Annotated in this window: 15 protein-coding genes; 2 read left to right on the forward strand and 13 right to left on the reverse strand. The window is 63.7% G+C overall.

What is annotated here, in order from left to right; all coding sequences use genetic code 11:
• Position 1: 1 nt before the first annotated feature.
• The 5 genes from A3AU_RS0111570 to gcvA all read right to left on the reverse strand — a co-directional run bounded on the left by A3AU_RS0111570 (position 2) and on the right by gcvA (position 5,290).
• Positions 2–1,000, reverse strand: coding sequence for an ABC transporter ATP-binding protein (locus A3AU_RS0111570; protein WP_027052962.1), 999 nt, complete (start codon positions 998–1,000; stop codon positions 2–4).
• 50 nt (positions 1,001–1,050) lie between these two features.
• Positions 1,051–1,875: a carbohydrate ABC transporter permease gene (locus A3AU_RS0111575; protein ID WP_027052963.1), complete on the reverse strand. Its 825-nt coding sequence runs from the start codon at positions 1,873–1,875 to the stop codon at positions 1,051–1,053.
• An 11-nt stretch (positions 1,876–1,886) separates the two neighbouring features.
• The gene (locus tag A3AU_RS0111580; RefSeq protein ID WP_027052964.1) at positions 1,887–2,759 is read right to left on the reverse strand and encodes a carbohydrate ABC transporter permease; all 873 of its coding nucleotides are present in this window, start codon (positions 2,757–2,759) and stop codon (positions 1,887–1,889) included.
• A gap of 124 nt (positions 2,760–2,883) precedes the next feature.
• Complete coding sequence (locus A3AU_RS0111585) at positions 2,884–4,194, reverse strand: ABC transporter substrate-binding protein (protein ID WP_027052965.1); 1,311 nt, start codon at positions 4,192–4,194, stop codon at positions 2,884–2,886.
• Positions 4,195–4,384: 190 nt separating this feature from the next.
• Entirely contained in the window at positions 4,385–5,290 is a 906-nt protein-coding gene (gene gcvA, locus A3AU_RS0111590) for a transcriptional regulator GcvA (protein WP_027052966.1), read from the reverse strand.
• A 109-nt stretch (positions 5,291–5,399) separates the two neighbouring features.
• Here gcvA and A3AU_RS0111595 point away from each other — a divergent pair, with 109 nt between their 5' ends.
• Entirely contained in the window at positions 5,400–5,585 is a 186-nt protein-coding gene (locus tag A3AU_RS0111595) for a hypothetical protein (RefSeq protein WP_027052967.1), read from the forward strand.
• A gap of 58 nt (positions 5,586–5,643) precedes the next feature.
• Here A3AU_RS0111595 and A3AU_RS0111600 read toward each other — a convergent pair whose 3' ends face one another.
• Entirely contained in the window at positions 5,644–6,603 is a 960-nt protein-coding gene (locus A3AU_RS0111600) for a sugar-binding transcriptional regulator (RefSeq protein WP_027052968.1), read from the reverse strand.
• A gap of 245 nt (positions 6,604–6,848) precedes the next feature.
• Between A3AU_RS0111600 and A3AU_RS0111605 the strand changes: the two genes are divergently transcribed.
• The gene (locus A3AU_RS0111605; protein WP_027052969.1) at positions 6,849–7,481 is read left to right on the forward strand and encodes an HAD family hydrolase; all 633 of its coding nucleotides are present in this window, start codon (positions 6,849–6,851) and stop codon (positions 7,479–7,481) included.
• Here A3AU_RS0111605 and A3AU_RS0111610 read toward each other — a convergent pair.
• The 7 genes from A3AU_RS0111610 to A3AU_RS0111640 all read right to left on the reverse strand — a co-directional run bounded on the left by A3AU_RS0111610 (position 7,478) and on the right by A3AU_RS0111640 (position 11,903).
• Positions 7,478–8,245 carry a class II aldolase and adducin N-terminal domain-containing protein gene (locus A3AU_RS0111610; protein WP_027052970.1) on the reverse strand — a complete coding sequence of 256 codons (768 nt, stop codon included), beginning with the start codon at positions 8,243–8,245 and terminating at the stop codon, positions 7,478–7,480. The two genes, A3AU_RS0111605 and A3AU_RS0111610, sit on opposite strands and share 4 nt — an antisense overlap.
• Positions 8,246–8,329: 84 nt before the next feature.
• On the reverse strand, positions 8,330–8,971 hold the full coding sequence (ureG, locus tag A3AU_RS0111615; protein ID WP_027052971.1) for an urease accessory protein UreG: 642 nt from the start codon (positions 8,969–8,971) through the stop codon (positions 8,330–8,332).
• Positions 8,968–9,408: a DUF3995 domain-containing protein gene (locus A3AU_RS0111620; RefSeq protein WP_027052972.1), complete on the reverse strand. Its 441-nt coding sequence runs from the start codon at positions 9,406–9,408 to the stop codon at positions 8,968–8,970. The genes ureG and A3AU_RS0111620 overlap by 4 nt, the downstream gene beginning before the upstream one ends.
• Entirely contained in the window at positions 9,405–10,076 is a 672-nt protein-coding gene (locus A3AU_RS0111625; RefSeq protein ID WP_032917233.1) for an urease accessory protein UreF, read from the reverse strand. The genes A3AU_RS0111620 and A3AU_RS0111625 overlap by 4 nt, the downstream gene beginning before the upstream one ends.
• Entirely contained in the window at positions 10,069–10,662 is a 594-nt protein-coding gene (gene ureE / locus A3AU_RS0111630) for an urease accessory protein UreE (protein WP_027052974.1), read from the reverse strand. Before ureE ends, A3AU_RS0111625 begins: the two co-directional genes overlap by 8 nt.
• The gene (locus A3AU_RS0111635; RefSeq protein ID WP_027052975.1) at positions 10,659–11,264 is read right to left on the reverse strand and encodes a glutathione S-transferase family protein; all 606 of its coding nucleotides are present in this window, start codon (positions 11,262–11,264) and stop codon (positions 10,659–10,661) included. Before A3AU_RS0111635 ends, ureE begins: the two co-directional genes overlap by 4 nt.
• 45 nt (positions 11,265–11,309) lie before the next feature.
• On the reverse strand, positions 11,310–11,903 hold the full coding sequence (locus A3AU_RS0111640; protein ID WP_027052976.1) for a hypothetical protein: 594 nt from the start codon (positions 11,901–11,903) through the stop codon (positions 11,310–11,312).
• Between the last annotated feature and the right edge of the window lie 46 nt (positions 11,904–11,949).

Genomic DNA, 11,949 nt, shown 5'->3' on the forward strand with positions numbered 1-11,949 from the left:
CTCACATCGCCTTCCCGTCGGCGCCGAAGCGATGCAGCTTGGCCTTGTCGGGCGTCAGGTAGATGGTGTCGCCGTGATGGACGGCGAGCTCGCCGTCGGCACGCACTGTCAGCGGCCCGACGCCATCGGCCTGGACATGCAGGAAAGTGTCGGAGCCCAGATGCTCGGCAACGCCGACGGTAGCCTTCCATTCGCCGGCCGTGGTCGAGATCTCCATGTGTTCGGGACGGATGCCGATGGTCTTGGCGCCATGTTTGGCCGCCGGCGCGCCTTCGATGAGGTTCATCTTCGGCGAGCCGATGAAGCCGGCCACGAACAGGTTGCGCGGCGTCTTGTAGAGCTCCATCGGCGAGCCGACCTGCTCGATGTTGCCGGCATTCAGCACGACGATCTTGTCGGCCATGGTCATTGCTTCGACCTGGTCGTGGGTGACGTAGATCATCGTCGTCTTGAGCTGGTGGTGCAGCTCGCTGATCTCCAGCCGCATCGTGCCGCGCAGCGCCGCGTCGAGGTTGGACAGCGGCTCGTCGAACAGGAAGGCCGAAGGCTGGCGCACGATGGCGCGGCCGATGGCGACGCGCTGGCGCTGGCCGCCGGAGAGCTGGCCGGGCCGGCGTTCGAGATAGTTCGTGAGGTTCAGCACGCGTGCCGCGTCCTTCACCTTCTTGTCGATGGTCGCCTGGTCCTCGCCCGCCATCTTCAGCGGGAAGGCGATGTTCTTGGCCACCGTCATATGCGGATAGAGCGCGTAGGACTGGAACACCATGGCAAGCTTGCGCTTGGCCGGCGCCTCGCCGGTGACGTCGCGGCCATCGATGTTGATGGTGCCGCCGCTGGTGTCCTCCAGCCCGGCGATCAGCCGCAGCAGAGTGGACTTGCCGCAACCCGACGGGCCGACGAAGACGACGAACTCGCCATTCTCGATCACCAGGTCGAGGCCGGGGATGATGGACGTCGCCCCGAAGGACTTGGAGACGTTCTTGAGCGTTATGTTTCCCATGGTTTCCTCCCCGAGGGGTTACTGTCCGTCGTCGGTTGGCGTGCGCGATACTATTTCACGGCGCCAAATGTCAGACCGCGCACCAGCTGCTTCTGGCTGAACCAGCCCATGATCAGGATCGGCGCGATCGCCAGCGTCGACGCTGCCGAAAGCTTGGCCCAGAACAGGCCTTGCGGGCTGGAGAACGAACTGATGAAGGCGGTCAGCGGCGCTGCGTCCGTGGTGGTCAGCCGGATCGTCCAGAACGCCTCGTTCCAGGCCAGGATGATGTTCAACAGCATGGTCGAGGCAATGCCCGGCACCGCCATCGGGGTCAGCACATAGACGATCTCGTTCCACAGCGAGGCGCCGTCCATGCGCGCCGCCTCGAGGATCTCGCCGGGGATTTCGCGGAAGTAGGTGTAGAGCATCCACACCACGATCGGCAGGTTGATCAGCATCAGCATGACCATCAGGCCGATGCGGCTGTCGAGCAGGCCGAGATTGCGGAAGATCAGGTAGATCGGGAACAGCACCGCGACCGCCGGCATCATCTTGGTGGACAGCATCCACATCAATATGTCCTTGGTCCGCTTGGTCGGCGAGAACGCCATCGACCATGCCGCCGGAATGGCGACCAGCAGGGCCAGGATGGTCGAGCCGACCGACAGCAGCACGGAGTTCAGAAAGAACTTGAAGTAGCCGCTCTGCGCCTGAACTTCGGCATAGCTCTCGAACGTTCCCGACGGGATCAGGTTGAAGCCCTGGATCGCCTCCTGCTCCGACTTGAACGAGGTGATGATCGTATAGAGGATCGGGAAGAAGATCAGCAGCGCGACGATCCAGGCGGCGACGGTCGCGATTGTCTTGTGCTGGGTGGTGACTGAGCGTGCCATCTTGTCCTCCCTTACTTGTCCAGGTTCTTGCCGACGGCGCGCATGGCGAAGAAGGCGACGATGTTGGCGAGAATGACCGCGATGATGCCGCCGGCCGAAGCCTGGCCGATTTTGAACTCCAGCAATGCCTTCTGGTAGACCAGGAAGGGCAGGTTGGTGGAGGCGTAGCCTGGGCCGCCATTGGTGGTGACGAGGATCTCGGCATAGACCGAGAGCAGGAAGATCGTCTGGATCAGGATGACCACGGTGATGGCGCGCGACATGTGCGGCAGCGTCAGATAGATGAAGCGGCTGAAGAAACCGGCGCCGTCCATTTCGGCGGCTTCCTTCTGCTCGCCGTCGAGCGACTGCAGCGCGGTCAGCAGGATCAGCGTCGCGAAAGGCAGCCACTGCCAGGCGACGATGATGATGATCGCCGTCATCGGATGTTGCCCGAACCAGTCGATCGGTTGCGCCCCGAAGAAGCGCGCTATGTCGGCGAACACCCCATATTGCGGATGCATGATCATGTTCTTCCAGACCAATGCGGCCACCGGCGGCATGACGAAGAACGGCGATATGACGAGGATGCGCACGATGCCCTGACCCCACATCGGCTGGTCAATCAAAAGCGCCAGCAGAATGCCGCCGATCACCGTGATCAGCAGCACGCTGATCACCAGGATCAGGGTGTTGAGGATCGACTGCAGGAAGGCGGGATTGGAATAGAACAGCGCGTAGTTCGAGAGGCCGACGAAGCCGTCGCGCACCGGATTGAGCGGATTGTACTGCTGGAAGGAGAACCACAGCGTCAGCGCCAGTGGAACGACCATCCAGACCAGCAGCAGCAAAACGGATGGCGCCATCATGAAACGGGCAAGCGAACGGGTCTGCTGAGTAGCCATGACGGTCACCCTTCAATGGTCGGACTTGAATTTTTCAGAGGCGTTGAAGGCGGCCGCCCGAGCTGGGAACTCGGGCGGCCGTTGCCGGTCGAGGAGGTGACCGGCATCGGCACCGGGAGGAGCCTTACTTGATATACCCGCCTTCGGTCATCGTCGCGGTGGCGGCGTCCTGGGCCTGCTTCAGCGCATCGTCGACGCTCGACTGGCCGGCCAAGGCGGCCGAGAAGAGCTGGCCGACGGTGGTGCCAAGACCCTGGAACTCTGGGATGGCGACGAACTGGACGCCGACATAGGGCACCGGCTTGACGGTCGGATGCGTCGGGTCGGCGGCGTTGATGGAGTCCAGCGTCATCTTGGCGAACGGAGCCGCCTTCTGGTACTCGGGGTTGGCGTAGAGCGAGGAGCGCGTGCCCGGAGGAACGTTGGCCCAGCCTTCCTTCGAAGCGACGAGTTCGGCGTAGTGCTTGCTGGTCGCCCAGGAGACGAACTTCTCGGCGGCGTCGGCCTTCTTCGTACCGGCGGGGATCGCCAGCGACCACGCCCACAGCCAGTTGCCGCGCTTGCCGAGCCCATTGTCAGGCGCCAGCGCATAGCCGACCTTGTCGGCGACTGTCGAGTTCTTCGGATCGGAGACGAAGGAGGCGGCGACAGTGGCGTCGATCCACATGCCGCACTTGCCCTGCTGGAACAGCGCCAGGTTTTCGTTGAAACCGTTGGAAGAGGCGCCCTCGGGGCCGTCGGCCTTCATCAGGTCGACATAGAACTGCAGCGTCTTCTTCCATTCCGGCTGGTCGAACTGCGGCTTCCAGTTCTCGTCGAACCAGCGGGCGCCGAAGGAGTTCGACATGGCGGTCAGGAAGGCCATGTTTTCGCCCCAGCCGGCCTTGCCGCGCAGGCAGACGCCGTTCACGCCATTGGCACGGTCGGTCATCTTGTCGGCGGCCTGCTTGATGAAGTCCCAGGTCGGCGCATCGGGCATCTTCAGCCCGGCCTTGTCCATCAGGTCCTTGCGGTACATGACGAAGGAGCTTTCGCCGTAGAAGGGCGCGGCATAGAGCTTGCCGTCGACCGAAAGGCCGCCAGCGATGGCCGGGATGATGTCCTTGGTGTCGTAGTCGGCGCCGAGCTTGTCGAGCGGCAGCAGCCAGCTCTGCTTGGCCCAGATCGGAACCTCGTAGGTGCCGATGGTCATCACGTCATACTGACCACCCTTGGTGGCGATGTCGGTGGTGACGCGCTCGCGCAGCACGTTCTCTTCAAGCGTGACCCAGTTGAGCTGGACGTCGGGATTAGCCTTGGTGAAGTCTTCGGTCAGCTTCTGCATGCGGACCATATCGCCATTGTTGACGGTGGCGATGGTGATGGATTCGGCATGTGCGGCAAAAGCGAGAGCGCTGGCCGACAACAAGCCCAGGGTGAGCGTGCGCAGTTTCATCAAATTCCTCCCATGAACCAAGTGAGCATTTGCCTTGGCTATGAGCAATTACTCACTTGGCGTGAATTATGTCAAGCGGATTCGATGCTGCAGCGCAGCACCGGGCTTGCCGATACAGGGCGACGGACAGTGCCCGTGCCGGATATTAGTCGGCGGGCGTGGAAGATCGGATCGGGTGAAAAAGGGCCTGTCAGCAGGCGATCTCGGCCAGCAGCCAGTCGCGGAAGGCGCGGATCTTCGGCACGTTGCGGCGCGCTTCGGGATAGACCAGCCAGTAGGCATGGCCGTCGTCGCCGACGAGATCGAAAGGCTGGATCAGGCGGCCTTCGGCAAGTTCCGTCTTGAACAGCGCCCGGGTCAGGATCGCCACGCCATGGCCGGCGATCGCCGCGTTGGCCTCGTAGGCCTGCGCGCCCATGCTGCTGCCGGGCCGCGTGGCAAGGTCGTGCGCATGCACGCCTGCCGTCTCGAACCATTGCGTCCACCAGACGTCGCCCGGATCGAGGATCGGCAGCCGCAACAGGTCGGCCGGCTCGTTGATGCCGCCGATGCTCGCCGCGAGCTTCGGGCTCAGCATCGGCGTGAAATCGGCGTCGAGCAGCTTGTGGGCTTCCAGCCCCGGCCATTTGCCGCCGCCCGAGCGGATGGCGAGGTCGACATCCTCGCGGGCGAAATCCGTCAGCCGGCTCGACGTTTCGAGCCGCACGGCAAGGCCTGGATGGGCCAGCTGGAACGAGCCCAGATGATGCGCCAGCCAGTTCGAGGCGAAGGTCAGCACCGTGGTTACGCACAGCAACCCGTCCGCGCCACCGCGCGCCGCGGCATAGGCCTGGCCAAGAATGGCAAAGGCCTCGCTGACCGCCGGCGCCAGGCGTTGGCCGGCTTCGGTCAGCTCGATCTGCCGCGGCCGGCGCAGGAACAAAGGTGCGCCGACGCGCTCTTCGAGCACTTTGATCTGATAGCTGACCGCTGCCTGTGTCATGGCGAGTTCCACGGCCGCCTTGGTGAAGGAAAGGTGCCGCGCCACCGCCTCGAACACCCGGACCGCCTGCAGCGGCGGCAGTTGCGAAACCTGTGGCGAGCTCAGATCCGGCATAAGGCCTCCTTATGGGTCCTTATTGACGTTCGATTGGCAAAGCCGGCCGGCAAGACCGACATTTCCGTCAACCCGTCATTCGGGTTCACGATAGCGGAGGTTGACGATCATGACCATGGCGCAGCAAAAGGGCACTCCAGCTCCGGATAATCGCTGGATTTCGTGGCTCACGGACGGATTCGGCTGGTTCGCGATCAAAAGAAGGGCGCATCTCGACATCAGGGACCTGTCGCCGCATCTGCAGCGCGACCTTGGTCTTCTCGATGGCAACGACCCTTTCGGTCGGCACGGATAGACGTGTTGGCTTTATCGCAAAAGCAGTCGCCCATGCCGCATACGGCAGGGCTTCCCGGTCAGATGCCGGCCAGAAGGGCGGTCGCTGTCCGCTCATCGGTGATCAGCCCATTGACCAGCCGGCGGTTCACGGCCGCCAGGATCCCGGGCAGCTTGCGCTCGCCCATGGCCAGCGCGATGACCAGCGATTTTTCGCGGGACGGTAGCGAGGCCGACGACACCCGGTCATTGGTGATGCCCTCGATCATGCGGCCTTCCCGGTCGAACACCCAGCCGACAATCTCGGCGATGCCGCCGGCCTTCTGCAGCGCCTTCAGCTCGCTTTCGGAAATGAAGCCATCCTCGTAGAGCGGCGCCCTGGGGCCGAGGTCGCCAATGCCGATGAAGGTGACATCGGCTTCCGCCGCAAGGGCCAGCGTTGGCTGGATCATCGGCTGGTTGAGCAGCATCTCGCGCTCCTGCGGCGAGGAGGCGATGACCGGCAGCGGCATCGGGAAGGAGCGCGCCTTGACGCGGTCGGCCATGGTGAAGATGACGTTGTAGAAGGCGGCGGAGCCGTCAGGCGAGATGTTGCCGGTCAACGACACGACCTTGTGCTGCGGACATTCCATCGGCGGCAGCTGCTCGATCGCCGCCTTCAGCGTGCGCCCGGTGCCGATCCCCATGACGATCGGCGTCGGCGAGCGCAGCCGCCGCTCGATCTCGGCGGCGGCGGCCTCGGCGATACCGATGGTGGTCGACGATGAATTGGGATCGCTCGGCACCACCTCGACGAGATCGAGCGCGAAACGCGATCTCAGCCGGGCCGCGAGATCCAGGCAGTTGGCGATAGGATGGTCGACCCGAACCTTGATCAAGCCTTCCGACACCGCCAGCGACACCAGCCGCTGCGCTGTCTGCCGCGAAATGCCGAGCGTGGCGGCGATCTGGTCCTGTGTGTTGCCGGCAACGTAATAAAGCCAGCCGGCGCGCGCCGCGTCGTCCAGCCTGTTGCTGCCGCCATCCTGCCGGGTACTCACGTCCTGCCTCCCAAGACCGCCGGTCATCAAGGCGGTCTGCCTTTAGTTTCGCAGGGAACGGTTGTCTGCGCAATTGTCAATATTAAGGGCAATTGTTCGCAACTGCGAGATGGGGATTGCCCCGCCGGCAGTGTCTGGCCGCCGAGGACGGGGCGGCTTCGGCTCCCGGTCGCGGCACCTTCTGTGATTCCGACGGTTTATCTCCCGGGACAAACCCTTTAAGGGGATCGCAAAAGGAGCGCTGCATGACACCAAAAGCGGTTTTCTGGGACATGGACGGTACGCTGGTCGACAGCGAGCCGTTGCACGAGGCGGCCCTGGTGGCGGCAATGCGCAATGTCGGTCTTGTACCGCCCGCCGATCTCCATGAGCGTGTGCTCGGCGTTGCCGCCTGGCCGGTCTACGAGATGATGCGCGACGAGTTTGGCCTGGACCTGCCCTTCGACGACTGGATCGTGCGCAAATACGAGCACTATCTGCCGCTGGTCGAAAGCTTGAGGCCGCGCCCTGGTGCGATCGAGGTCTTCGATGAATTGCGCGCGCTTGGCGTGCAGCAGGCGGTGGTCTCCAATTCCGACCGGCTGATCGTCGATGCCAATCTGCGTGCCGTCGGCCTCTTTTTTCCCGGCATGAAGACCGTCAGCCGCAACGATGTGCGCGACGGCAAGCCGCATGCCGAGCCGTTCCTGCGCGCCGCCTATCTGGCCGATGTCGATCCCGCGCATGCTGTCGCTGTCGACGACAGTTGGCCGGGCGCCATGGCGGGTCTGGCGGCGGGCATGAAGACGATCTTCTGGCCGGAAAAGCCGATGGAAGGACCGCCCGGCGCCATCGTCATCAACAGCGCCGGGGAATTGCGAGCTCAGCTCGGGCTCTAGTTCCGGTAAACCGGCTCTTCCTCGTCGAGGATCGCCTTCAACTCGGCGAGATGGCGTTCGGCCTGGCCCGGATAATCGTCCATCTCGCTTGCCGTCTTCTCGGCGATCGCATCGGACAATGTGCGTAGCGGGCGGCCGGTCCACAGCGCCTTGATGTAGGTCTCCGCGGCGCGCTCGAAATAGAACATGCGGTTGAAAGCGTCCGCCACCGTGTCGCCGATGACCAGCACACCGTGATTGCCCATCACCATCACCTTGACCTTGGGATCGATGAGAAGCTGCGAGCAGCGCTCGCCCTCTTCCTCGAAGGCCAATCCGCCATAATGCGCGTCGACGACATGGCGATTGAAGAACATCGCAGAATTCTGGTCGATCGGCGGCAATGTCGAGTCGGCCAGCGAGGCGAGCACCGTGGCGTGGATCGAATGGACATGCATGACGCAGCGCGCATGCGGCACGTTGCGATGGATGGCGCCGTGCAGGCCCCAGGCCGTCGGGTCGGGCGCGTTAGGCCCCGACAACGTGTCAGGATCGTTGGCGTCGATCATCAACAGGTCGCTCGCCTTGATGCGCGAGAAATGCACCTGGTTCGGGTTCATCAGGAACTGCGTGCCGTCCTTGTTGACCGCCAGCGAGAAATGGTTGGCGACCGCTTCGTGCATGTTGAGCCGTGCCGTCCAGCGAAACGCACAGGCGAGATCGACGCGCTCTTCGTAGAAGGGCAGGTTGGTCAGCGTTTCCTTCTGCAGGCGGGCGATGCTCATCGAAAATCCTCCGGTTTTGGCGAGAATGCCGCGACCGACGGCTGCCCGCAACGGGTTTTGGTTGGTGCAGGGAGAAGTTGCTGCTCAGGCCGCCGTGCTGGCGGCGGTGCCGACCCTCAGCCCGCCATGCTCGATGATGAAATCGATCACCTCCTGCAAGCCCTTGCCGCGCGACAGATCGGTGAAGCCGAACGGCCGCTTGCCGCGCATGCGGCCGGCGTCGCTCTCCATCACGTCGAGGTTGACGTTCACATAGGGCGCCAGATCGCTCTTGTTGATGATCAGGAAATCGGAGCGCGTGATCGCCGGTCCGCCCTTGCGCGGGATTTCCTCGCCCTGGCAGACCGAGATGACATAGAGCGTCAGGTCCGCGAGGTCCGGCGAGAAGGTGGCGGCAAGGTTGTCGCCGCCGGATTCGATGAAGATGATGTCGAGGCCGGGGAATTTCCGGTTGAGCTCGGCGATCGCCTGCAGATTGATCGAGGCATCCTCGCGGATGGCGGTATGCGGGCAGCCGCCGGTCTCGACGCCGACGATGTGGTCCTCCGGCAACGCCTGCAGCCGGGCCAGCATCATGGCGTCTTCCCTGGTGTAGATGTCGTTGGTGACGACGGCGATGGAGAACTCGTCGCGCAACGCCTTGCAGAGCTTCTCGGTCAGCGTCGTCTTGCCGGAGCCGACAGGGCCGCCAATGCCGATGCGAAGGGGACCATTGGGCTGGGTCATGTTGGGAACTCCGTGACGGCAAGGATGGCGAAGCTGAGCCCGATCAGCAGGCACAGCGGCGAATAAAGACTGGTATCGAGCCGGGCGAAAGGTTGTTCCGGCGTCAGTCGCCGCCACCACGGCGTGAAGCCGGCAATGCCGCGTCCCAGAAACACAAGCCCGATCAGCAGCGAAGTGGCGGCCAGGCCTTCCCTGGGGAAGGGCGAGGCAAAGAAGCCGATGAGCGCCAGCGGCCAGAGTGTCGCCAGGCCGAGACAGGCGGCGACGGCGAAACTGGCGAAGGACGACGGCATTTCGTCGACGCCGCGAAAGCCGACGACGGCGTGGGCGCAGGAGGCTGAATCCCTGCCCGGCCAGATGCCGCCAATGCCCCAATAGACATGCAACGCTGTGATCAGCAGCAGGACGAAGGAGAGGACAAAGGCGAGGACGCTCATGAGCGGAACAGCCGCGAATACTGGGTTTCGTGCTTCATCGCCATCACGTCGGAGACGAAGGCGCAGCCGCCGAGATCGTCCAATGTCGAGCGGGACGCGCGGGCGGCGGTCGAGAGTGCCAGTGGCTCGAAGCCGGCCAGCAGCGCGGTGGCCTCGCTTTGGCCGACGACGCCGAGCCGGATCGCCGCCTGGACGAGGTTGGAGAAGAAGGCTTGCAGGAAGGCGCACAGCGCGTCCTGCAGCGCGATAACGTTGCCGCCGGCGATGGCGCCAACGGCGGTGCAATAGGCGCATTCTGCCGGCAGGCGCGCTAACACGGGATTGGACCAAGCCGTTGCCGCTTTGAGGAAGGCCGCCCCCTGCAACATGGTCTCGGTGTGGCGCTCGCGCGAGCCGGCCAGCGCCTCGGCCAGTGCGGCCACTTCGCCGAGATCGCCACCGTGGCGTGCACGGCGCCAGCTCTCGGCGAACAGTACCGCATCGTTCCAGCCTGAACCCATCTCGACCAGTGTCTCCAGCCAGCGAACCAGGCCCCCGGCATCGGCAACCAGCCCGTCATGCACCGCGCGTTCGAGACCGTGGCTGTAGGCGAAGCCGCCGACCGGGAAGGCCGGCGACAGCCACACCATCAGCCGCAGCAAGGCGATGTTGGAAGGCTGGTCAGTCATGGTCGTGATGGTGACCGTGGTGAGAACGGCTGTGGGCATGGGAATGCGATTCACCATGCGCATCCGAATGGGATTCCGCATGGCTGTGGGAATGGTGATCATGCCCATGCCCACCGCCATGGCCGGAATAGGCACCGCGCACCGGCTTGAACGGTTCGGAAACCTCGCGCACCGAGGCGCCGAGCCCCTCCAGCATTGCCTTGATGACGTGGTCACGCAAGATGACGATCCGATCCGCCTCGATGCCCGCGGCGAGATGACGGTTGCCGATATGCCAGGCGAGCTCGGTCAGATGCACGCTGTCGCGGGCGCGGATGTCGTAAACCTCTTCCGGCGCGGCGCTGATCTCGACATGGCGGCCATCCTCCAGCACCAGCCGGTCGCCATCGTTCAGGGCGACGGGTTCGGGCAGGTCGACCAGCACCTTGCTGCCGTCGGCAAGTTCGATGGCCCGGCGGCGCAGATGCCGCTCGTCATGGGCAAGAACCGCACGACCAGCGGGCGCCCCGCTCCCGACATTGCCGGCGGGCAGCACGGAGACGGCGCGTGGGAATTTAGTGAAGTCGGTGTTGAGGTTGAGCTTCATTTCATCGAGCCTCCATTGGCTTGCGCCCGAGCGCGGGCGGGCCGCGCCAGCACGCGGTCGAAATAGGCGTTGACGCGCTCGGATTCGATCGGGAATTTTCCGGCCCGCGCCCAACCGCCCATATCGCCCAGCAGCACGTCGACAGCAGAGAACCGGTCGCCCAGCGCAAACGGCTTGTCGCCAAGCCGGCGGTCCAGTGCCTTGGCCTCGGAAGCGAAATCATAGGCCGCCGCGGGGCCGACATCGACGCGGACCTCCTTCGGCAGCAGGAAGCGGTGACGCAGCTTGTTCCACAGCGGCGCCTCGAACTCGCTCTGGGCAAAATGCATCCAGGAATCCATCTCGGCACGGCCGGCGACACCCGGATTGGCGCCCATGCCCTTGTCGGCGTGCTTGTCGGCCAGATAGACGCAGATCGCCGCCGAATCCGTCACCGTAAGCTCGCCGTCGACGAGGATCGGCACCTTGCCCGACGGGTTGAGCGCATAGGCTTCCGGCGAGCGCAGCTTGACCGCGACGAATTCATAGGGTTGCCCGAGTTCCTCAAGCATCCACAGGACACGGCTGACCCGGGATCCCTGTGATCCGACGGCCTTATACATGATTGAACCCTGCCTTTCCCAAGCAGACTAGACCATCCGCCATGGTCATACGATCGTGTCGAAGAGCCGCAGGATGAACGATATCTGGTAGATCAGCGCCGCCGCGACAAAGGCGATGTGGAAGCGGCGGTCGCGCAGCAGGATCGCGGCAATGCAAAGCGCGACGAAGATTGGCGTGCGGAACAGATATTCGTTGCCGAAGCGGGCGAAATGCTCCGGCCCTTTCAGCAGCGTGTCGATCACATCGAGCAGATAGGTTGCCGCCAGCAGGCCGAAGAACCAGCCTCGGCGCGAATAGAAGAAATCCTCGTAGCTTGTGTAATCCAGCATTGAATCCGGAAACAGCAGCGCGCAGAGCAGGAACAGCGTGATCGCGTAGAAGATGATGAACAGGTATTTGCCGAAGGTCCATGTCTCGATGGCGTAGAGGCCGAACTCCCACCACCAGAAATGCACCAGCATCAACAGCACCGAAGCGACCCAGGCCAGATGCACGGGATAGAGCCGGTACTGGCCCGGATGCTGGACGATGCGCGCTACCCCCGACAGCAGGCGCGCGACGCCAAGCCCGATCACCATGCCCATGACGATGCGGATGTGCGGGAAGATGTCGTGGGCGGAGGCTATTTCGGTGGCCATGCCTAGATCATTATGAGTTTCTGCGCGGCCGCATATTGCGGCCTGT

The organism is Mesorhizobium erdmanii USDA 3471, assembly GCF_000472705.1.
GTDB lineage: Bacteria > Pseudomonadota > Alphaproteobacteria > Rhizobiales > Rhizobiaceae > Mesorhizobium > Mesorhizobium erdmanii.

Excerpts from the sequence above, each read along its gene's own strand:
- ureG (WP_027052971.1), bottom strand. The coding sequence starts at position 8,971 with ATGACCCAGCCCAATGGTCCCCTTCGCATCGGCATTGGCGGCCCTGTC.
- A3AU_RS0111570 (WP_027052962.1), bottom strand. The coding sequence starts at position 1,000 with ATGGGAAACATAACGCTCAAGAACGTCTCCAAGTCCTTCGGGGCGACG.
- A3AU_RS0111585 (WP_027052965.1), bottom strand. The coding sequence starts at position 4,194 with ATGAAACTGCGCACGCTCACCCTGGGCTTGTTGTCGGCCAGCGCTCTC.
- A3AU_RS0111595 (WP_027052967.1), top strand. The coding sequence starts at position 5,400 with ATGACCATGGCGCAGCAAAAGGGCACTCCAGCTCCGGATAATCGCTGG.
- A3AU_RS0111635 (WP_027052975.1), bottom strand. The coding sequence starts at position 11,264 with ATGTATAAGGCCGTCGGATCACAGGGATCCCGGGTCAGCCGTGTCCTG.
- gcvA (WP_027052966.1), bottom strand. The coding sequence starts at position 5,290 with ATGCCGGATCTGAGCTCGCCACAGGTTTCGCAACTGCCGCCGCTGCAG.
- A3AU_RS0111640 (WP_027052976.1), bottom strand. The coding sequence starts at position 11,903 with ATGGCCACCGAAATAGCCTCCGCCCACGACATCTTCCCGCACATCCGC.
- A3AU_RS0111610 (WP_027052970.1), bottom strand. The coding sequence starts at position 8,245 with ATGAGCATCGCCCGCCTGCAGAAGGAAACGCTGACCAACCTGCCCTTC.
- A3AU_RS0111580 (WP_027052964.1), bottom strand. The coding sequence starts at position 2,759 with ATGGCTACTCAGCAGACCCGTTCGCTTGCCCGTTTCATGATGGCGCCA.
- A3AU_RS0111620 (WP_027052972.1), bottom strand. The coding sequence starts at position 9,408 with ATGAGCGTCCTCGCCTTTGTCCTCTCCTTCGTCCTGCTGCTGATCACA.
- ureE (WP_027052974.1), bottom strand. The coding sequence starts at position 10,662 with ATGAAGCTCAACCTCAACACCGACTTCACTAAATTCCCACGCGCCGTC.
- A3AU_RS0111575 (WP_027052963.1), bottom strand. The coding sequence starts at position 1,875 with ATGGCACGCTCAGTCACCACCCAGCACAAGACAATCGCGACCGTCGCC.
- A3AU_RS0111625 (WP_032917233.1), bottom strand. The coding sequence starts at position 10,076 with ATGACTGACCAGCCTTCCAACATCGCCTTGCTGCGGCTGATGGTGTGG.
- A3AU_RS0111605 (WP_027052969.1), top strand. The coding sequence starts at position 6,849 with ATGACACCAAAAGCGGTTTTCTGGGACATGGACGGTACGCTGGTCGAC.